This is a genomic window from Pelagovum pacificum (assembly GCF_016134045.1).
GTDB classification, from domain to species: Bacteria; Pseudomonadota; Alphaproteobacteria; order Rhodobacterales; family Rhodobacteraceae; genus Oceanicola; species Oceanicola pacificus_A.
The window spans coordinates 3,310,570-3,329,440 of record NZ_CP065915.1 but is presented as its reverse complement, the minus strand read 5'-3'; the positions used below and the strand labels follow the sequence as shown (position 1 = coordinate 3,329,440).

General features: G+C 65.8%; 19 protein-coding genes. 12 read left to right on the top strand and 7 right to left on the bottom strand.

From position 1 onward, the window contains the following. Positions 1-14 precede the first annotated feature (14 nt). A complete protein-coding gene (gene ftrA / locus I8N54_RS16320; protein WP_231592702.1) occupies positions 15-998 on the bottom strand; it encodes a transcriptional regulator FtrA in 984 nt (327 codons plus the stop codon). A 67-nt stretch (positions 999-1,065) separates the two neighbouring features. Between ftrA and I8N54_RS16315 the strand changes: the two genes are divergently transcribed. Further along, the gene (locus I8N54_RS16315) at positions 1,066-1,467 is read left to right on the top strand and encodes a rhodanese-like domain-containing protein (RefSeq protein ID WP_140196385.1); all 402 of its coding nucleotides are present in this window, start codon (positions 1,066-1,068) and stop codon (positions 1,465-1,467) included. Between the two features lie 22 nt (positions 1,468-1,489). On the opposite strand, the gene I8N54_RS16310 is transcribed toward I8N54_RS16315, so the two are convergent. Beyond that, positions 1,490-4,315: a [protein-PII] uridylyltransferase gene (locus I8N54_RS16310; protein WP_140196383.1), complete on the bottom strand. Its 2,826-nt coding sequence runs from the start codon at positions 4,313-4,315 to the stop codon at positions 1,490-1,492. Continuing rightward, positions 4,275-5,450, bottom strand: coding sequence for a penicillin-binding protein activator (locus tag I8N54_RS16305; protein WP_140196381.1), 1,176 nt, complete (start codon positions 5,448-5,450; stop codon positions 4,275-4,277). Before I8N54_RS16305 ends, I8N54_RS16310 begins: the two co-directional genes overlap by 41 nt. Before the next feature lie 98 nt (positions 5,451-5,548). Between I8N54_RS16305 and rsmI the strand changes: the two genes are divergently transcribed. The 11 genes from rsmI to I8N54_RS16250 all read left to right on the top strand — a co-directional run bounded on the left by rsmI (position 5,549) and on the right by I8N54_RS16250 (position 15,867). Then, positions 5,549-6,403 (top strand): 16S rRNA (cytidine(1402)-2'-O)-methyltransferase, encoded by an 855-nt coding sequence (gene rsmI, locus I8N54_RS16300; RefSeq protein WP_140196379.1) that lies wholly within the window; start codon positions 5,549-5,551, stop codon positions 6,401-6,403. Between the two features lie 53 nt (positions 6,404-6,456). Next, complete coding sequence (locus I8N54_RS16295) at positions 6,457-6,834, top strand: YraN family protein (protein WP_232790407.1); 378 nt, start codon at positions 6,457-6,459, stop codon at positions 6,832-6,834. Positions 6,835-6,963: 129 nt separating this feature from the next. Beyond that, positions 6,964-7,908, top strand: coding sequence for a glutathione synthase (gene gshB / locus I8N54_RS16290; RefSeq protein WP_140196374.1), 945 nt, complete (start codon positions 6,964-6,966; stop codon positions 7,906-7,908). Between the two features lie 221 nt (positions 7,909-8,129). Then, on the top strand, positions 8,130-9,473 hold the full coding sequence (aroA, locus tag I8N54_RS16285; protein ID WP_140196372.1) for a 3-phosphoshikimate 1-carboxyvinyltransferase: 1,344 nt from the start codon (positions 8,130-8,132) through the stop codon (positions 9,471-9,473). A gap of 123 nt (positions 9,474-9,596) precedes the next feature. Further along, positions 9,597-10,211 (top strand): (d)CMP kinase, encoded by a 615-nt coding sequence (gene cmk / locus I8N54_RS16280; RefSeq protein ID WP_140196370.1) that lies wholly within the window; start codon positions 9,597-9,599, stop codon positions 10,209-10,211. A 214-nt stretch (positions 10,212-10,425) separates the two neighbouring features. Beyond that, complete coding sequence (gene rpsA / locus I8N54_RS16275; protein ID WP_140196369.1) at positions 10,426-12,111, top strand: 30S ribosomal protein S1; 1,686 nt, start codon at positions 10,426-10,428, stop codon at positions 12,109-12,111. Positions 12,112-12,487: 376 nt separating this feature from the next. Next, positions 12,488-12,769, top strand: a complete 282-nt coding sequence (ihfB, locus tag I8N54_RS16270) for an integration host factor subunit beta (RefSeq protein WP_140196367.1) — start codon at positions 12,488-12,490, stop codon at positions 12,767-12,769. Positions 12,770-12,778: 9 nt separating this feature from the next. Beyond that, on the top strand, positions 12,779-13,120 hold the full coding sequence (locus I8N54_RS16265; protein ID WP_140196366.1) for a LapA family protein: 342 nt from the start codon (positions 12,779-12,781) through the stop codon (positions 13,118-13,120). Positions 13,121-13,124: 4 nt separating this feature from the next. Beyond that, the gene (locus I8N54_RS16260) at positions 13,125-13,766 is read left to right on the top strand and encodes a phosphoribosylanthranilate isomerase (protein WP_140196365.1); all 642 of its coding nucleotides are present in this window, start codon (positions 13,125-13,127) and stop codon (positions 13,764-13,766) included. A gap of 187 nt (positions 13,767-13,953) precedes the next feature. Next, the gene (gene trpB / locus I8N54_RS16255) at positions 13,954-15,177 is read left to right on the top strand and encodes a tryptophan synthase subunit beta (RefSeq protein WP_140196364.1); all 1,224 of its coding nucleotides are present in this window, start codon (positions 13,954-13,956) and stop codon (positions 15,175-15,177) included. A 309-nt stretch (positions 15,178-15,486) separates the two neighbouring features. Then, positions 15,487-15,867 (top strand): hypothetical protein, encoded by a 381-nt coding sequence (locus I8N54_RS16250; RefSeq protein ID WP_140196363.1) that lies wholly within the window; start codon positions 15,487-15,489, stop codon positions 15,865-15,867. Between the two features lie 60 nt (positions 15,868-15,927). On the opposite strand, the gene I8N54_RS16245 is transcribed toward I8N54_RS16250, so the two are convergent. From I8N54_RS16245 to I8N54_RS16230, 4 genes are all read right to left on the bottom strand, one after another. Then, positions 15,928-16,308: a DUF2237 family protein gene (locus tag I8N54_RS16245; protein WP_140196361.1), complete on the bottom strand. Its 381-nt coding sequence runs from the start codon at positions 16,306-16,308 to the stop codon at positions 15,928-15,930. A 44-nt stretch (positions 16,309-16,352) separates the two neighbouring features. Further along, positions 16,353-17,387: a DUF2332 domain-containing protein gene (locus tag I8N54_RS16240; protein WP_231592701.1), complete on the bottom strand. Its 1,035-nt coding sequence runs from the start codon at positions 17,385-17,387 to the stop codon at positions 16,353-16,355. Beyond that, positions 17,384-18,100, bottom strand: a complete 717-nt coding sequence (gene pth / locus I8N54_RS16235) for an aminoacyl-tRNA hydrolase (RefSeq protein ID WP_140196359.1) — start codon at positions 18,098-18,100, stop codon at positions 17,384-17,386. The genes I8N54_RS16240 and pth overlap by 4 nt, the downstream gene beginning before the upstream one ends. Positions 18,101-18,200: 100 nt before the next feature. Continuing rightward, the gene (locus I8N54_RS16230; RefSeq protein ID WP_140196358.1) at positions 18,201-18,848 is read right to left on the bottom strand and encodes a 50S ribosomal protein L25/general stress protein Ctc; all 648 of its coding nucleotides are present in this window, start codon (positions 18,846-18,848) and stop codon (positions 18,201-18,203) included. Positions 18,849-18,871 lie beyond the last annotated feature (23 nt).

Below are 18,871 nucleotides of genomic sequence, written 5' to 3'. Positions count from 1 at the left end.
TTCGCAGCTCTTGCTTATACGCGCTCGGTCGCCGCGAAGGATTTCCGGTGCTGGGACGGGGAGATGCCCCGGATCGTCCGGAACAGGCGGCGGAAGGTCTCCGGGCTCTGGAAGCCGGCGGTCGCGGCGATGTCGTCGAGGCTCGCGGTCGTCGTCTCCAGCAGATCGGCGGCGTAGGCGACGCGCTGGCGGGCGAGCCACTTCTGCGGCGTCTCGCCTGTCGCCTCCACCATCCGGCGCATCAGAGTGCGCTCGCTCATGCCCGCCTCGCGAGCCATGTCGCCGACGGTCCAGGGCCGATCGATCGACGAGCGCACACGATCGAGCAGCGGCGCGATGGTGCCGCCGCGCTCGCGCGGCACGGGCGCGGGGATGAACTGCGACTGACCGCCTTCCCGCATCGGGGCCATGACGAGGCGTTTGGCCACGATATTGGCGTGGGCCGCGCCGAAATCCTGCCGGACAAGGTGCAGGCAAAGGTCGATCCCGGCGGCGGAGCCTGCCGAGGTCAGCACCGGCCCGTTGTCGATGAACAGCACGTCCGGTTGTACGTCGACCTCGGGAAACCGCTTCGCCAGCACGTCGGTGTAGCGCCAGTGCGTCGTCGCCCGCCGACCGTTCAACAGGCCGGCGGCGGCAAGCACGAAGACGCCCGAACAGATCGACGCGATACGTGCGCCGTTCCCGCTCGCCGCCTGTAGCGCGTCGATCAGCGGCTGCAGCACCGGCGCGTCCATGCCGCGCCAGCCGGGCACGAGGATCAGGTCCGCCTGCGACAAGGCAGCAAGGTCATGCTCGGCGACGACGTCGATCCCGCCGGTCGCTCGCATCGGGCCGGGCTCCGCTGCGATGACCTTGTGGCGATACCACGCGGGAAACTCGGGCCGGGGCAGGGCGAAGATCTCGAGCGCGATGCCGAACTCGAACATCGCGAGCCCGTCGTAGGCGAGGATGCAGACGAGTGGCGCTTTGGCGGTTTCTGACCGGAGGTTGTCCATCCTGCCAGTATGGCTCACAGGACGATTTTGCCAAGATGCCCCGGTGACCCAACATACGGAGCCGTCCATGCCCAGTGCCGTCGCCGCCATTGCCGCCGCCCCGTCCGACGAGGCGCTGGCCCACTTCGAAGCCCGGCTGCGGTTCGAGACGGATTGCTGGGACACCCACGAGTCGCTGTCGAACGGGGCGGACGATTTCGTGCTGCTCGACGTTCGCGCGCCCGCGCTGTTCGAAGCCGGCCACGTTCCGGGCGCGATCAACCTGCCGCACGGCAAGATGACCGAGCGGCGGATGGCGAAGTGGTCCGAAGATACGCTCTTCGTCGTCTACTGCGCCGGGCCGCATTGCAACGGCGCCAACAAGGCGGCGGTGCGGCTGGCCCGGATGGGCCGGCCGGTGAAGGAGATGATCGGCGGCGTGACCGGCTGGATCGACGAAGGGTTCGCCCTCACCGATCCGGTGCGCTGAGGAAACCGAGGAGCGCGGCGGCCTACTGCCGCGCCCGTTCCGCACCCCGGTCGATCGCCTCGCGCAGCTTCGCTTCCAGCGACTTGCGCTTGGATTCGGAGTAGAACTTCAGCCCGAACATGTCCTTCACATAGAAGGCGTCCACCACCTGCTCGCCATAGGTCGCGATCACCGCGGAGGCGATGTAGACGTTTAGGCCCGCCAGCGTCCGTGTCAGGTCGTAGAGCAGTCCGGGGCGGTCGCGCGTGTCGACTTCGATGATCGTGTAGATTTCCGAACCATCGTTGTCGAAAGTGATCGATGTGGGCACCCGGAACGCGGCTTCCCGCTTCTTGAGCCGGTCGCGGTCCTTGAAGGCATCCCGCGCCACGACTTCACCACGAAGCGTCTTGCCGATCATCGCCCTGAGCTTTGGCAGGCGATCAGTATCGTAGGGGTGGCCTTCGTTGTCCTGAATCCAGAAGGCGGCGGTGGCGTAGCCGTCCTTGGTGATGAAGGTCCGGCCATCCTTGACGTTGGCCTGCGCGAGCGACAGCGCGCCGCACATGCGGCTGAACGCGCCGGGGTGGTCCTGCATGACGAGGCAGATCCGCGTCGCGTCGCGTTCCCGGTCCGGAGTGATCTCGAACCGAACCTCGTCGGCCTCGATCCCGCCTTTCAGCAGGTTGGCGAAATCGACATGCGCAGTGACGTGCAGACCCTGCCAATACGGCGCGTAATGCCGGCCCGTCTCCGCGCGGAGGGCGCGCTCGTCCCAGTCCGACAGCGCCTCGCGCAGGTTCTTGCGGGCCTGCACTTCGCGCTCCTCGCGGTTCAGCGCTTCCAGCCCGTCCTCGAGCCCGCGCCGGGTCTGGCGATAGAGCGCGCGCAGCAGCGCGGCTTTCCAGTTGTTCCAGACGTTCGGCCCGACGCCGCGGATGTCGCAGACCGTCAGGACGCATAGCAGATCCAGCCGTTCGCGGGTCTTCACCGCCTTGGCGAAATCGTTGACCGTCTGCGGGTCGGCGATGTCGCGCTTCTGCGCCATGTCCGACATCAGGAGGTGGTAGCGGATCAGCCACTCGACCGTCTCCGTCTCCTTCTTCTTGAGACCGAGGCGGGGGCAGATCGTCCGCGCCATCCGCGCGCCGAGCACGGCGTGATCCTCTTCGCGGCCCTTGCCGATGTCGTGCAGCAGCATCGCGGTATAGAGAACCTTCCGGTTCACGCCGTCCTTCAGGATCGAACTCGCGACCGGCAGCTCTTCCTGAAGCTCGCCCCGCTCGATCTGGGCGAGGGCCGAGATGCACTGGATGGTGTGCTCGTCCACCGTGTAGCTGTGATACATGTTGAACTGCATCATCGCGACGATCGGCTCGAACTCGGGGATGTAGGCGGCCAGCACGCCAAGTTCGTTCATCCGGCGCAACGCGCGCTCGGGGTTGGCATGCTTCAGCAGCGTGTCGAAGAAGACCTTCGCGGCGACCGGGCTCTTGCGGACCTCGTCGTCGATCAGTTTCAGGTTGCTCGACAGCAGGCGCATCGCATCGGGGTGCAGCAGGTTGCCGGTCCGGATCGATTCCTCGAATATCCGCAGCATGTTCAGCTTGTCCGACAGGAACGCTGCCTCGTCGGCGACCGTCAGGCGGTTCTGCTTGATCGCGTAGGGCGGGCGCGCTGTCCGACGGCGCGACAGGATGCGCGTCAGCATCGGCTCCGCCTTGGTGTGACTGGCCTCGAGCGCGGTCAGGAAGATGCGCGTCAGCTCACCCACACGGGTCGCCTCGCGGAAGTAGCGCTGCATGAACCACTCGACCCCGCGCCGGCCGGCGCGGTCCTTGTAGCCCATCCGCTCTGCCACCTCGATCTGCACGTCGAAGGTCAGGAGGTCGGCGGCGCGGTTGGCGATCAGGTGGAGGTGTATGCGCACCGCCCAGAGGAAATCCTCGGCCTTCAGGAAGGTCGCGTACTCCTCGGCGGTGAAGAGACCCAAATCGACCAGTTCGGCCGCGTCGCGAACGCCATAGATGTACTTGCCGATCCAGAAGAGAGACTGGAGGTCCCGCAGACCTCCCTTGCCCTCCTTGACGTTGGGTTCGACGACGTAGCGCTGCCCGCCCTGCTTCTGGTGCCGGTCGGCGCGCTCGTTCAGCTTGGCTTCAATGAATTCCGAGGCCGAGTTCTGGAACAGCTCCTTCCAGAGCCGCGTGCCGAGCTCTTCCGCTAGCTTGCGGTCTCCGTCGAGATGCCGGAACTCCACCAGCGAGGTGCGGATCGTGAAATCCTGCTTCGACAGCCGGATGCAGTCCTTCACCGTCCGGCTGGAATGGCCGACTTTCAGCTTCAGGTCCCACATCATGTAGAGCATCGATTCGATGACGCTCTCCGCCCACGGCGTGATCTTCCATGGAGTCAGGAACAGAAGGTCGACGTCCGAGAACGCAGCCATCTCGCCCCGACCGTAACCGCCGACGGCGATCAGGGAGAGCCGCTCGGCCCCGGTCGGGTTGGCGAGCGGATGCATCCGGCGCGAGGCGATGTCGAAGATGATCGTGACCAGCTGATCGACCAGCCAGGTGTAGGAGTGCTTCGCCTTGCGCGACTCGAAGGGTTTCTCGGTGAACGCGGCGGCGATCACTTCCATCCCGTGCGTGCGTGCGGCGTTCAGCGCGGCGACGATTTCGGGCCGCGCGGCACGGACGTCCTCCGCCGCGTCGAGCAGCGCGGAGATCCGGGATTCGAGCTCTGCCCGGTCGAGGATATCCCCGGCCGGGCAGATCAGCGCTTCAGGAAGCGGGGTCTTGACGTCTTCGCCGGGAGAGCCGGCCTCAGAGGCCTGCAGCGGCGAAGCTGGATGGGGCTGGGTCAACGATGACCACCTGATTGTTGCGGATCTGGGCGACCGAGAGGGCACGTTCGTTCGTGCCGTCGGACCGGAAACGGAAGATACCCGACGTGCCCTGGAAGCCGGAGCGCTGCGTCAGGGCACCGCCGGTGAGGGCGTTGGCATTGCCGGCGGCGACGAGGGCGCCGACCGCCGCGACACCGTCATAGGCGAGCCCGGCAAGCGGGTGCGGATCGGACCCGTAGGTCGCGCTGTAACGGGCTTCGAAGGCGGCGAGGGCGTCAGTGTCGGGGCGGGCGAAGTAGCCACCCTGAAGCCCACCGAGGCTGAGCGCCTCGGGGACGGCATCCCAGCGGGTCAGCCCCATGAAGGTCGCGTCGGAGTTGGAGAGGCCGGCCTCGGGCAGGGCGGTGGCGATGATCGGAAGGTCGGCATTCACGCCGCCCGTCAGGAAGATCGCCTGCGCGCCGTTGGCCTGTGCGGCCGACGCGATGCGCGGCGCGGCTTCCATCACCGACTGCTGCGACGTCATCGGGTAGGATTCCATGCCCAGCAGCGTGCCGCCGAAGGTCTGCACGGCGCGGGAAATCGCATCGCGCCCGGCAGTGCCCTGCGCATCGTCGCCATAGACGACGAGATAGCGGTCGAGGCCCTGGTTCCGGCCGAACCCGACAAGACGGCGCGCCGTGTTCTCGAAGGTCGGCCCGAGGATGAAGAGGTTACCGCCCGCGACGGAGGTCGTGTTGGTGAAGGCCAGCACGTTCACGTTCTGGGCTGCCGCGGCGGCGCTTGCGGCGACGGCGGCATCGGCCCGGAGCGGCCCGAGGATGATCTTCGCACCGTCCGCCACGGCCTGGCTGGTCACGGTCGACGCCTGTTGCGGCGACGCACCGGTGTTATAGACGCGGAGGTCGATCTGGGCGCCCTGCAGGTCGGAGACCGCCATGCGCGCGGCGTTCTCGAGATCGCGGGCGATCAGGTCGTCGCCGCCGATCTGCGAGCCGCCGGGAACGAGCAGCGCCACCTGAACCGGTTGCGACGGATCGATTCGGGGACCGCCGGACGCGCCGCCCGGCACGGGGAGGTTCCCGCAGGCGGACAGGACGACGAGCGACAGAAGCGCGAACAGGCGCGCCGCGAAGCGGACCGGGCTGGACATGGGACTGGGGACCCCCTCTTGATATGTCGGTGTGAGGCTGTTCAAACGAACCCTCGTAAACGCCGGCATCATAGTGGCCGAAGCCGGAGGATCTAGGGATGAATTTCGAAGCACGTCCCCTCGACCCCGGCCTGTACCTTGTCTCCACGCCGATCGGGAACGCGCGCGACATCACGCTGCGGGCGCTCGACGTGCTGGCCGCGGCCACGACGATTGCTGCCGAGGACACGCGGACGGCGCGCCGCCTGCTCGAGATCCACGGCGTCCCGCTCAACGGCCGGCACGTGGTGGCCTACCACGATCACAGCGGCCCCGCGGACCGGTCCCGGCTCGTTGATGCGGCGCTTGCCGGCTCGGTCGCCTACGTCTCCGAGGCCGGGACGCCGCTGCTTGCCGATCCGGGCTTCCGGCTCGCCCGCGACGTCCGTGCGGAAGGGGGCGTGGTGACGGCCGTTCCGGGGGCCTCCGCGCTGCTCTCCGCGCTCGCCGTCGGCGGTATGCCGACCGACCGTTTCCTGTTCGCCGGTTTCCTGCCGCCGGCGCAGAGTGCGCGCCGGACTGCCATCGCCGAGCTCGGCTCCGTCCCTGCGACCCTCGTCTTCTACGAAAGCCCGAAGCGGATCGAAGCGCTGGTCGCCGACCTTGCCGAAGTCCTCGGCCCCGCACGCCCTGCCGCCGTCTGCCGTGAGCTGACGAAGAAGTTCGAGGAAGTCATCGAGGCACCCTTGGGGGAGATGTCCGTGCGGCTGGAAAGCGCCGTCCTGAAGGGCGAGATCGTGATGCTGGTCGGTCCGCCCGTCGCGGGCGAGGCGGACGAGGTGGATGTCGAGGGGGCGCTCAGGAAAGCGATGGAGACGATGCGGATCAAGGATGCCGCGACGGCCGTCGCCGGAGCGCTGGGTCTGCCCAGACGCGACGTTTACCAAAAGGCGCTGGAGATGAAGCGGGATTAGGAAAGTGTTGGTAGTTCGGTGGCAGAACGAGGTGATGATGCCGAGGGATGCCAATGCCGACAGACCAGCGACGCGAGCGTGGACGAACAAACTACATGGCGGGCCTGTCCGCCGAAACGGCCGTCGAACGTCACTACGGTCGAAACGGACTCCCGGTGGTCGGACGTCGCTGGCGCGGCCGGGGCGGTGAAATCGACCTGATTGCCGCGGATGGCGACGGGCTGGTCTTCGTCGAGGTGAAGAAGGCGCAAACCCACGATGCCGCGCTCTGGCGGGTCACCCGGCGACAGGCGCAACGTATCATGGATGCCGCGACGGAGTTCGTCGGTGCCATGCCGAAGGGCCTGCTCACCGCGATGCGGTTCGACATCGCGACGGTCGATGCGCACGGTGAAGTCCGGATCGTCGAAAACGCGTTTGCCGGGTACTGATCGGCCTATCGTCCGCTAAGGTCCTGCGCGTCAGAGGCGGGTGTCGTTCGCCCTGATGCACCGGACGCCCCATTGTCTCGGCCCACTTGCTGCGCCATCTAGGGTCGCAAGCAGACACAGGGACGGAACATGCCGCTCAAAGTAGCCATCCAGATGGATCCGCTCGGACCCATCGACATCAAAGCCGACAGCACGTTCCGCATCGCGATCGAGGCGCAGGATCGCGGGCATGAACTGTTCTACTACACCCCCGGCCGGCTCACCTTCGATGAGGGCCGGATTGTCGCGCGGGGCTGGCCGCTCGTGCTTCGGCGCGAAGTGGGCAACCACTTCACGGCCGGCGAAGAACAGCTCGTCGATCTCTCCGACTTCGATGTGGTCTGGCTACGGCAGGATCCGCCGTTCGACATGAGCTATATCACGACGACGCACCTGCTCGATCGACTGGCGGAGACGACATTGGTCGTCAACGACCCTTTCTGGGTGCGCAACTACCCCGAGAAGCTGCTGGTGCTGAACTTCCCGGACCTCACGCCGCCGACGATGATCGCCCGCGACCTCGCCGAACTTCGGCGCTTCCGCGAGCGGCACGGCGACATCATCCTCAAGCCGCTCTACGGCAACGGCGGCGCCGGGGTATTCAAGCTGAACAAGGACGACGGCAACCTCGCCTCGCTGCACGAGCTCTTCTCGACCTTCAGCCGCGAGCCGCTGATCGCCCAGAAATTCCTGCCCGCGGTGAGCAAGGGCGACAAGCGCGTGATCCTCGTCGATGGCGAGCCGATCGGCGCCATCAACCGCGTCCCCCAGAAGGGCGAGACCCGGTCGAACATGCATGTCGGCGGGCGCGCCGAGAAGGTCGAACTGACCGACCGCGACCGCGAGATTTGCGCCGCGATCGGCCCACTCCTGCGGGAGAAGGGACAGATCTTCGTCGGCATCGACGTGATCGGTGAATGGCTGACCGAGATCAACGTGACCTCGCCGACCGGTCTGCAGGAGCTCGAAAGGTTTGACGGCACCAACGGCGCGGGCCTGATATGGGACGCGATCGAGCGGCGTCGCCCCGGCTGATCCGGGCCTGACCTCGCGGGGCGTGCTGACGCACGCGCAGGTCCTGCCCGCCCTACGGGCGGACGGGTCAGGGGGCTGTCTGCCCCCTCCAGGCCTGCGGCCCGTTCACCCCCGAGAGGTATTTCCGGCCAGATGACGCCGAAGCGGTTGCTGCTCCGGCCTTCTGGATTGTCCTCCGAAGTCGCGCTATCAGGCCCCGACGTTTCGCAGAAAGGCCGCGCATGTCCGGACACGGCACACCAGTTCCCATGGTCTCCAGCAAGAGCGGCCCGCTGACCGGCGAGGCGAACGTGCCCGGGGACAAGTCGATCTCGCACCGGTCGCTGATCCTCGGCGCATTGGCGATCGGCGAGACGAAGATCACCGGTCTGCTCGCCGGCGAAGACGTTCTGGACACCGCGAAGGCGATGCGTGCTTTCGGCGCGGAAGTGACCGAAGTCGACGGCACCTGGTCCGTCCACGGTGTTGGCGTGGGCGGGTTCGCCGAGCCGGACAATGTCATCGACTGCGGCAACTCCGGCACGGGCGTCCGGCTGATCATGGGTGCGATGGGGACGTCGCCCGTGACGGCAACCTTTACCGGGGATGCCTCGCTGCGCTCGCGCCCCATGGGACGGATCACCGATCCGCTGGCCGAATTCGGGGCACGCGCCTATGGCCGGACGGGCGGGCGGTTGCCGCTCACGCTGGTCGGTGCCGCCGATCCGGTACCGGTTAGGTATCTTCTGCCGATGCCCTCCGCCCAGGTGAAATCCGCCGTTCTGCTCGCCGGACTGAACGCGCCGGGCGAAACCGTCGTGATCGAGCCCGAGCCCACGCGCGATCATACCGAGCGCATGCTGACCGGTTTCGGCGCCGAGGTCTCGGCCGAGCAGACCAACGAGGGGCGCGTCATCACCCTGAAAGGCCGGCCGGAGCTGAAGCCGCAGACCATTGTCGTGCCGCGCGATCCGTCCAGTGCCGCCTTCCCGGTTTGCGCTGCGCTGATCACCGAAGGCTCGGACGTTCTCGTACCGAACATCGGCCTCAACCCCACTCGTGCCGGGCTCTTCGAGACGCTGCGCGACATGGGGGCGGACCTGTCTTATGAGAACCCGCGCGACGAAGGCGGTGAACCTGTCGCGGACCTTCGGGCAAAGTTCTCTCCCGATCTCGAGGGGATCGAGGTCCCGCCGGAGCGTGCAGCCTCGATGATCGACGAATACCCGGTTCTGTCCGTCGTGGCCGCCTTCGCGCGGGGTCGCACGATCATGCGCGGCGTGAAGGAGCTCCGCGTGAAGGAAAGCGACCGGATCGACGCGATGGCGCAGGGGCTTCGCGCCGCCGGCGTCACGGTCGAGGAAGGCGAGGACTGGTGGATCGTCGAAGGTCGCGGTTTCGGTGACGTGCCGGGCGGCGTGACGGTGGAAAGCCGGCTCGACCACCGGATCGCCATGTCCTTCGCGGTGCTGGGTTTCGCCACGGAACAGCCGGTGCGGATCGACGATGCCTCGCCGATCGCGACGTCCTTCCCGATTTTCGAATCGCTGATGGCAACGCTCGGCGCCAAGCTGGAGCGCGTGTGATGGCGGATCAGCCGAAATCGCCCTGGCGCGCGAGGATCGTCATCGCGGTCTTCGCGCTTCTCGCGGCGATCCGGCTGTTTGAAATGTGGGTCGGCACCGGCCCCCGGTTCTGAGGAGGGGACGATGGCGCAATCGTTCACGATCGCGATCGACGGACCCGCCGCCGCGGGCAAGGGCACGATCAGCAAGGCCGTCGCACGTCATTTCGGATTCGCGCATCTCGACACAGGCCTGCTCTACCGCGCGGTCGGCGCCCGGCTGCTGTCCGGTGAGGACGCTGTGGAAGCCGCGCTGGCCTTGCGTGCCGAGGAGATCGACGAGAACCGCCTGCGCACCGCGGAGGTCGCCGAGGCCGCCAGCAAAGTCGCTGTTATCAAAGAGGTTCGTGCCGCACTGGTCGATTTCCAGCGCGCCTTCGCGCGACGTGCCGGCGGCGCCGTTCTCGACGGGCGCGACATCGGAACGGTGATCTGCCCGGATGCCGAGGCCAAGCTGTTCGTTACCGCGAGTGCCGAATGCCGGGCCGAGCGGCGCTATCTCGAACTGGCGGAGCGGGGCTTCGACGTCGATCGCGGATCGGTCCTCGCCGACGTGCGGGCGCGGGATGCGCGCGACAGCGAACGGGCGGTCGCGCCACTGCGTCCGGCGGAGGATGCGGTCGTGATCGACACGACCGAGATGTCCATCGAAGAGGCGATCGCACAGGCCGTCCGGGCAGTGGAGGCCCGGCACGCCTGAGGAAACACCTTGATTGCCGGCCTGTCGTTTCGTATATCGCGCGCGTCGAAGTGGCGGAACAGCCACGACCGAGATCATTGAGCAGGGCCGGTCAACCGGCCCTCTTTGTTTTCCCGGAACTGCTGTTCGGACACCGTGACCAATTTTCCGTTCAAGACCGGCGGAGACAACCGCCCGGCCAGAATAGCGACCAATAAAGGACACCCATAGCCACATGGCGCAAAACGCATCCATGGAGGAATTCGAGGCCCTCCTTAATGAAAGCCTCGAAATGGACACGCCGAACGAAGGTTCGGTTGTCAAAGGCCGTGTCATCGCCGTCGAGGCGGGACAAGCCATCATCGACGTCGGCTACAAGATGGAAGGCCGCGTTGATCTGAAAGAATTCGCGAACCCCGGCGAAGCGCCCGAAATCGGCGTTGGCGACGAGGTCGAAGTCTATCTCCGCAACGTCGAGAACGCCCGTGGCGAAGCCGTCATCTCCCGCGAGATGGCCCGCCGTGAAGAGGCGTGGGACCGCCTGGAGAAGGCCTATGCCGACGAAGAGCGCGTCGAAGGTGCCATCTTCGGCCGCGTCAAGGGCGGCTTCACCGTCGACCTCGGCGGCGCCGTGGCGTTCCTGCCCGGCTCGCAGGTCGATGTGCGTCCCGTCCGGGATGCGGGCCCGCTCATGGGTCTCAAGCAGCCGTTCCAGATCCTCAAGATGGACCGCCGCCGGGGCAACATCGTCGTCTCCCGCCGTGCCATCCTTGAAGAGAGCCGTGCCGAACAGCGTGCCGAAGTCATCGGCAACCTCACCGAAGGCCAGGCGGTCGACGGCGTGGTCAAGAACATCACCGAGTACGGCGCGTTCGTCGACCTCGGCGGTGTGGACGGTCTGCTGCACGTCACCGACATGGCATGGCGTCGCGTGAACCACCCCTCCGAGATCCTGTCGATCGGCGAGACCGTGAAGGTCCAGGTCATCAAGATCAACAAGGAGACCCATCGTATCTCCCTCGGCATGAAGCAGCTGCAGGACGATCCGTGGGATACGGTGACCGCGAAGTTCCCGCTGGGCTCCGTGCATCAGGGCCGCGTGACCAACATCACCGACTACGGTGCGTTCGTCGAACTGGAGCCGGGTGTCGAAGGTCTCGTCCACGTGTCCGAGATGTCCTGGACCAAGAAGAACGTTCACCCCGGCAAGATCGTCTCCACCTCGCAAGAGGTCGACGTCATGGTGCTGGAGATCGACGAAGCCAAGCGACGCGTTTCGCTGGGTCTCAAGCAGACCATGCGCAACCCGTGGGAAGTCTTCGCCGAGACCCATCCGGAAGGCACCGAGGTCGAGGGCGAGGTCAAGAACATCACCGAGTTCGGTCTGTTCGTTGGTCTCGACGGCGACATCGACGGCATGGTTCACCTCTCCGACCTGACCTGGGAAGGTCGTGGCGAGGACGTGATCGGCGACTATCGCAAGGGTGACATGGTCAAGGCCAAGGTCCTCGAGGTCGACACCGAGAAGGAGCGCATCTCGCTCTCCATCAAGGCGCTCGACAGCGATCCGTTCGCGGAAGCCGTCGGCGGCGTGAAGCGCGGCTCGATCATCACCGTCACGGTCACCAAGATCGAGGACGGCGGCATCGAGGTCGAGTATGAGGGCATGAAGTCCTTCATCCGTCGCTCCGACCTGTCGCGTGACCGCTCCGAGCAGCGCCCCGAGCGCTTCCAGCCGGGCGACCACGTCGATGTTCGCGTCACCAACGTGGACCAGAAGACCCGTCGCCTCGGCCTGTCGATCAAGGCCCGCGAGATCGCCGAAGAGAAGGAAGCCGTGCAGCAGTACGGGTCGTCCGACTCCGGTGCGTCGCTCGGCGACATTCTCGGCGCAGCCCTGAAGGGCGGCGACGACGAATAAAGACTTCTGTCTTCGGACGGAATGACAGCGCTCCCGCCTCACGGCGGGGGCGCTTTTTCTTTGCCTGTTTGCTGTCGTCAGTCGTCGGGATGGAGGCGGGCAAGACCGGGCAGGCAGCGCTTAAGCGGCTGCGAATCGCACCGGCGCCGCGTCGAAACAGTGACGGGTTGCGTTGACAATTCGATGCACTTGCCGACTGCCTTGACCCCGCGAGAGCCCCGGATCGGGCAGCTTCCAGCCGGTTCTGCACCTGCAAAGCCCCGAAATTCCCCGTAATTTTGGGAAAGTTGCTATCCAGTTCTGGCGAACTTCGCCTATAGTCTTCAGGGTGACTTCGTCAGAGATAACAGCGTCGTGACCCTGGGGAGGAATATGAATGATCCGGTCTGAACTCATCCAGAAGATCGCCGATGAGAACCCGCACCTGTACCAGCGCGACGTCGAAAAAATCGTGAATACGGTCTTTGAAGAGATCACCGCAGCCATGTCCCGCGGCGATCGTGTCGAATTGCGCGGATTTGGTGCCTTTTCCGTCAAGAAACGCGATGCGCGCGTCGGTCGAAATCCACGCACTGGCGAAAGCGTTGAGGTGGAAGAGAAGCACGTTCCATTTTTCAAGACCGGCAAGCTCTTGCGGGACCGGCTGAACGGGAAGTAGAACTTCCACATGCGCTATATCCGTTACGCCTTCTGGGCCATCGTCGGTCTCTGCCTCATCGTCCTCAGCCTCGCCAACCGCGAGCTGGTGGAACTGCAGGCTCTGCCGTCCGCTCTCGCCGATCTGGCCGGCGTTTCGCCGACGGTTCAAATCCCGCTCTTCGTCGCGATCCTGCTGGGTGTCGCGCTTGGCCTCGTGATCGGCCTGATCTGGGAGTGGATCCGCGAGTACAAGCACCGCGCCGCCGTCAGCCGCAAGGACCGCGAGGCCAAGGCGCTTCAGCGCGAGGTCGACCGCCTGAAAGCCGAAAAGCACGAGGGCAAGGACGAGGTCCTCGCGCTCCTTGAGTAGCGGCATGCCCTCGGGCATCAGAACCAAGATCTGCGGTCTGAAGACGCCGGAGATGGTCGAGGCGGCCGCAGAGGCCGGCGCGCGCTATGTCGGCTTCGTGTTCTTTCCGAAGTCCCCGCGTGCCGTGTCGATCGCCGAAGCGCAGAAGGCCGCGCTGGCCGCACCGCCCGGCGTGGCGAAGGTCGCGCTTGTCGTGGACCCCGACGACGCGCTGCTTGACGAGATCGTGGAGGGCGTACCGCTCGACATGATCCAGCTGCACGGCAAGGAGACGGCCGAGCGGATCGCGGAGGTCCGCAGCCGGACCGGGTTGCCCGTGATGAAGTCGGTGGGGATCGAGTCCGAAGGCGACCTCGCCAGTCTCGACGCGTACAGCCAGGTCGCCGACCAGTTGCTGGTCGAGGCCAAGGCCCCCAAGGGCGCCTTGCCCGGCGGCAACGGCACGTCCTTCGATTGGAGCCTTTTGTCGGGTCGTCGCTGGTCCGTGCCCTGGATGCTCGCCGGTGGGCTGACCGCAGAGAACGTCGGTGAGGCCATCCGACTGACCGGAGCACGCCAGGTCGATGTATCCTCGGCGGTGGAGCGGTCGCGGGGCGAGAAGGATATCGGTCTGATCCGGGACTTCCTCGCAGCGGTGGAGGCCTAGCCCATCCTCTGCGAGAGCGGCAGGATCGTCCATGCCCGCGCGCGCTCCAACGGACATTACCGACCGATGCGAAGGGTGCGCTGAGGGCTTTAGAGACCGCTTCGCGGCGCGGGGTCATCCCACCCACTTTACCACGCGCAAGCCGTGCTATACGGCCTGAGACTGATCTTCATCCGGGGAGGATGCCATGCCAGACGATCTGCTCAACAGCTTCATGACCGGCCCCGACGAGAAGGGCCGCTTCGGCGACTTCGGCGGACGTTTCGTGTCCGAAACGCTGATGCCCCTGATCCTCGAACTCGAGGCGGAATACGAGCGCGCCAAGACGGACCAGAGCTTCTGGGACGAGATGAATGATCTCTGGACGCATTACGTCGGCCGGCCTTCGCCGCTTTACCTCGCCGAGCGCATGACCGAACGTCTCGGTGGCGCGAAAATCTATCTGAAGCGGGACGAGCTGAACCACACCGGCGCGCACAAGATCAACAACGTGCTCGGCCAGATCATTCTCGCCCGGCGCATGGGCAAGACCCGCATCATCGCCGAAACCGGTGCCGGTCAGCACGGCGTCGCGACGGCGACCGTCTGCGCCAAGTTCGGCCTCAAGTGCGTCGTCTACATGGGCGCACACGACGTCGAGCGTCAGGCCCCCAACGTCTTCCGGATGAAGCTGCTTGGCGCCGAGGTCGTGCCGGTCACCTCCGGTCGTGGCACGCTGAAGGACGCGATGAACGACGCGCTGCGGGACTGGGTGACCAACGTCCGCGATACCTTCTACTGCATCGGCACCGTGGCCGGTCCGCACCCCTATCCGGCTATGGTCCGGGACTTCCAGTCGATCATCGGCAAGGAGGCGAAGGAGCAGCTGAACGAGGCCGAAGGTCGTCTCCCCGATACGATCATCGCTGCGATCGGCGGCGGCTCGAACGCGATGGGCCTGTTCTTCCCGTTCCTCGACGACAAGTCGGTCAACATCATCGGGGTCGAGGCCGGTGGCAAGGGCGTGAATGAGAAGATGGAGCACTGCGCCTCGCTCACCGGCGGGCGTCCGGGTGTGCTGCATGGCAACCGCACCTACCTGCTTCAGGACGACGAGGGTCAGATCCTTGAAGGGTTCTCGATCTCCGCAGGCCTCGATTACCCCGGGATCGGACCGGAACACGCCTGGCTGCACGACATCGGACGCGCCGAGTACGTTTCCATCACCGACAAGGAGGCGCTCGAGGCGTTCCAGTTCTGCTGCGAATGCGAGGGGATCATCCCCGCACTCGAACCGTCGCACGCACTGGCCCACGTGATGAAGATCGCGCCGGAACTGCCCTCGGACCACATCATCATCATGAACATGTGCGGCCGGGGCGATAAGGACATCTTCACGGTCGCCCGTGCCCTTGGCTGGGACATCGAGTAACGCGACTCGTCGACCGCCCCGCCAGACGGTCGGATCGAACTTTGTTCAAGACCCCGCGTGAGGAACGCGGGGTCTTGTCGCATCCGGCAGGCGCATCCCTGCAAAAGCCGTGCACAGCGTCGGCGACAAACCGACAAGCCCCCGATACTAGGCGAAAATCAGATCAGACAATCGGCCGTCTGAGCAGGAACATGAGCACTTAAGGGCTGCGCGTGGCGCCGTATGGAACATCGGGGCACAGCGGTCATTGTGCACTTGGATGGCGCGCCGCGAGATCGGCCGCCGCCAAAACCAAAACGGAGGTTTCTCATGAAACGCACTCTCGTACTGACCACCGCCCTGTCCTTCGCTGCCGCTGGCGCAATCGCCCAGACCGTGCAGTTTGCCGACGTCGACTCCAACGGTGACGACATCCTCACCCAAGAGGAGCTGGCAGCGGTTGTCGGCCCCGAGGGCGCCGCCAGCGTGATCGATCAGCTGGATGGTGACGACGACGGCACCATCACGCTCGCCGAGGCGCAGGTCACCGCCGCTCCCGCGCCCGGTATGGCCGAGCCCGCTCAGAACGCCGACACCATGGACGGCATGAGCGAGATGGACACGATGGACGGCATGGAAAGCGGCACGATGATGGAGGACGACTCCATGATGGAAGGCGATTCCATGATGGAAAGCTCCGACGACATGTGATTGCGCATCACGCGCAGTCTTCAGGGGATCGACAGAAATGTCGGTCCCCTTTTCACGTCGTCATCCCGCGCCGGTGGCGGCGTTCTCCTCGAGGATGTCCAGTGCCACGATCTCGAGCGCGGCCATGTGGGTCGCCGACAGGTTCACCTTGGGCGCACAGCCCTCTTCATGGGCCTGTAGAAACCTCGCGGCGCAGAGGCACCATTGATCGCCGGGCTTCAGACCGGCGAACCCGAACTCCGGGCGCGGGGTCGACAGGTCATTCCCGACGTACTTCGAGAAGGCGAGGAATTCGGCGGTCATCTCGGCACAGACCGTGTGGCTGCCTCGATCTTCGCGGCAGGTATCGCAGGACCCGTTGCGGAAAAAGCCGGTCAGCGGATCAGTAGAGCAGGGGGCGAGCGCATCGCCGTGAACGTTCAGGGACGGATCGGGTGTCATGTCGCTGTCCTCCTTCCCCGAACCTAACGCGGGGCGTCCGGGGATCAAAGCGGGCTGCCGGTCCATGTGATCTTGCGACCATGCGCATCCATGCGCCCGAGCATGTAATGACTGTCACCGGGCCAGAGCCGCGCCACGATGGGCGCACCGCCGTCGCCGTCATTTTCGACCGAAAGCCAGAACAGCGGCGCCTCGTCCGTCGCCCGCGCTCCGGCGGCTTCGATCGCGGCGGTAGCCCGCGCCTGCGTCTCGTCCGGGAAATATTGCCAGGCGATCGTGTGGTAGATCATATGGATGCCGCGCCACGGGCGCGACAGCCGGTCCTCGATCCAGTCGGCAGCGTCACCCTGGTCGACGATCCCTTCGGCGATCGCGATCGCGGCTTCGGTCCGCGCCAGCCGGTCGTGTTGGTCGGGCCACAGATACGCGAGCAGCCGCCACGTCTCCGTCTCCAGATCGACGGGGCGCAGATCAACACCACGTCGCTCCACAACTCTCGGGGCAGGGCCGTCCGGCACATCGCCGGTCCACTCGGGGGTCAGCACGAGGGCAGGGTCCGACGCCCCGAGTTGCCGGGCAGGCGTCTCCATCGCGAACCGGTCGAACATCAGGTTCAGGCCAGCGCTCGCGCCAAGCTCGCTGAGCGTGAACGGCATGTCGTAGCGCCCGGTGAGCCAGTGCGCCGCGGCCAGCAGCGCGGTCGAGCGGCGCACTTCGTTGGTCTGGGGCGAACTGTCGAGGATCGGGTCTATCTCACCCGCATGGTCGACGAGGACGGAGGTCACGGCGGTCCAAAGCGTGTCGTCGTCCACCTCGTGCGGCGGATAGACTGCTTCGAGTGTCGGATTGCCCCGTCGTTTCAGCGTGTGCAGAGCCCCGGCCAGTCGCAAAGGCAGGGACGCCGCGCCGTAGTGCACAACGCCGGGCCATGCGAAAAGCCGGTCAGCGATCGGTGTGCCCGGCTGGTAGCGTTCCGCGAAGAGGGACATCAGCCGGCCCATGAAGGGCGAGCCAAGCGCGTGACAAGCCTTCGACTGCATCTCGAACGCGGTGCGCAGCCGCCCGTCGTCCTCGATCAACTGAACCGGTCCTTCAGCTTCTGGAGTGGGCTGCGGGTGTCCTCTACTTCGGCGGGCTTGTCCGGCTCTGAGGTCCCGGCTTCAGGCTTCTCCTGCGGCGCAGGGTCAGCGGCCGGTCGGGGCTGCTTGCCCGTCGACGGTCGGGGCGGGTTCAGCCGAAGTGCGACGGCATTCTGGAACCGGCCTCCGTCCCCGGCGGCGAGATCGGCGGCACCGTCGGAGATGCCCCGCATCATGTCGTCGAGCCACGCCTCATCCGCTTTCGGGAAGTCGTGCAGCACGTAGCCGGGCACTGCTTCCTTGCGGCCCGGATGACCGACGCCGAGGCGAACACGGTCGTAATGCGGCCCGATGTGCTGATGGATGGAGCGCAGGCCATTGTGACCGGCATGCCCGCCGCCGGCCTTCAGCCGCAACTTGCCTGGCGCGAGGTCGATCTCGTCGTGGAAGACGGTGACATCGGTCGACTCGAGCTTGTAGAAGCGCATCGCCTCGCCCACCGACTGGCCGGAGAGGTTCATGAACGTCGTCGGCTTCAACAGCACGACCCGTTCCGAGCCAAGCCGCCCCTCGCTCACCTCGCCCTGAAACTTGGCGCGAAACGGTGGGAAGCCATGATCGGCGGCAATCCGGTCGAGCGCCATGAAGCCGATGTTGTGGCGGTTGTGCGCGTATTTCGCGCCGGGATTTCCGAGGCCGACAAAAAGCTGCATGCCCGTCAGTTAGCGCGGGATGCGAGCCGGGGGAAGGGGCGGCACGCCAAATGAAAAGGGACCCGCGAGGGGCCCCTGATCCGTCAGATCGCGAAGGAGATCACTCTTCGGTGGTCTCTTCGGTCGTTTCGCCGTCTTCACCTTCGCCGCCTTCATCCTCGTCGTCGGAGGCGCGCAGCCCGGACGGAGCGGAGATGTTGGCGATGACGAAGTCGCGGTCGATCGTCGGCTTCGCGCCTTCCGGCAGCGTGACGGACGAGATCGTGACGGTGTCGTTGATCTCGAGCCCGGTCAGGTCGACGACGATCTTCTCGGGGATGTCGCCGGCGGTGACGATGAGTTCAACTTCGTTCCGGATGACGGTCAGCACGCCGCCGCGCTTGATGCCCGGAGCGGCTTCGTGGTTCACGAACTCGACCGGGATGAAGAGGTTGATCTTCGAGGTCCGGCGCAGGCGCATGAAGTCGACGTGCGTCGGCAGGTCCTTCACCACGTCACGCTGCACGTTACGGCAGATGATGCGGACGTCTTCCTGGCCTTCGACCTTCAGGTTGAAGAGCGTCGACAGGAACCGGCCCTTGCGCAGGCGGGTCAGCAGCGCGTTGAACTCGAGGTTGATCGGAAGCGGATCGACGCCGCCACCGTAGACGATGCCCGGCACCATGCCGTTGCGACGAGCTTCGCGGGCGCCGCCCTTGCCGGTGCGCTCACGCGCTTCAGCGACGAGATCGGGGATCTCTCCAGCCATTTCGGTAGTCCTTCTAGTTCGCA

What these genes read in the sequence shown, in the direction of transcription:
- ftrA (WP_231592702.1), bottom strand. Translation starts at nt 998, where the DNA reads ATGGACAACCTCCGGTCAGAAACCGCCAAAGCGCCACTCGTCTGCATC.
- I8N54_RS16315 (WP_140196385.1), top strand. Translation starts at nt 1,066, where the DNA reads ATGCCCAGTGCCGTCGCCGCCATTGCCGCCGCCCCGTCCGACGAGGCG.
- I8N54_RS16305 (WP_140196381.1), bottom strand. Translation starts at nt 5,450, where the DNA reads ATGTCCAGCCCGGTCCGCTTCGCGGCGCGCCTGTTCGCGCTTCTGTCG.
- rsmI (WP_140196379.1), top strand. Translation starts at nt 5,549, where the DNA reads ATGAATTTCGAAGCACGTCCCCTCGACCCCGGCCTGTACCTTGTCTCC.
- I8N54_RS16295 (WP_232790407.1), top strand. Translation starts at nt 6,457, where the DNA reads ATGCCGACAGACCAGCGACGCGAGCGTGGACGAACAAACTACATGGCG.
- gshB (WP_140196374.1), top strand. Translation starts at nt 6,964, where the DNA reads ATGCCGCTCAAAGTAGCCATCCAGATGGATCCGCTCGGACCCATCGAC.
- aroA (WP_140196372.1), top strand. Translation starts at nt 8,130, where the DNA reads ATGTCCGGACACGGCACACCAGTTCCCATGGTCTCCAGCAAGAGCGGC.
- cmk (WP_140196370.1), top strand. Translation starts at nt 9,597, where the DNA reads ATGGCGCAATCGTTCACGATCGCGATCGACGGACCCGCCGCCGCGGGC.
- rpsA (WP_140196369.1), top strand. Translation starts at nt 10,426, where the DNA reads ATGGCGCAAAACGCATCCATGGAGGAATTCGAGGCCCTCCTTAATGAA.
- ihfB (WP_140196367.1), top strand. Translation starts at nt 12,488, where the DNA reads ATGATCCGGTCTGAACTCATCCAGAAGATCGCCGATGAGAACCCGCAC.
- I8N54_RS16265 (WP_140196366.1), top strand. Translation starts at nt 12,779, where the DNA reads ATGCGCTATATCCGTTACGCCTTCTGGGCCATCGTCGGTCTCTGCCTC.
- I8N54_RS16260 (WP_140196365.1), top strand. Translation starts at nt 13,125, where the DNA reads ATGCCCTCGGGCATCAGAACCAAGATCTGCGGTCTGAAGACGCCGGAG.
- trpB (WP_140196364.1), top strand. Translation starts at nt 13,954, where the DNA reads ATGCCAGACGATCTGCTCAACAGCTTCATGACCGGCCCCGACGAGAAG.
- I8N54_RS16250 (WP_140196363.1), top strand. Translation starts at nt 15,487, where the DNA reads ATGAAACGCACTCTCGTACTGACCACCGCCCTGTCCTTCGCTGCCGCT.
- I8N54_RS16245 (WP_140196361.1), bottom strand. Translation starts at nt 16,308, where the DNA reads ATGACACCCGATCCGTCCCTGAACGTTCACGGCGATGCGCTCGCCCCC.
- pth (WP_140196359.1), bottom strand. Translation starts at nt 18,100, where the DNA reads ATGCAGCTTTTTGTCGGCCTCGGAAATCCCGGCGCGAAATACGCGCAC.
- I8N54_RS16230 (WP_140196358.1), bottom strand. Translation starts at nt 18,848, where the DNA reads ATGGCTGGAGAGATCCCCGATCTCGTCGCTGAAGCGCGTGAGCGCACC.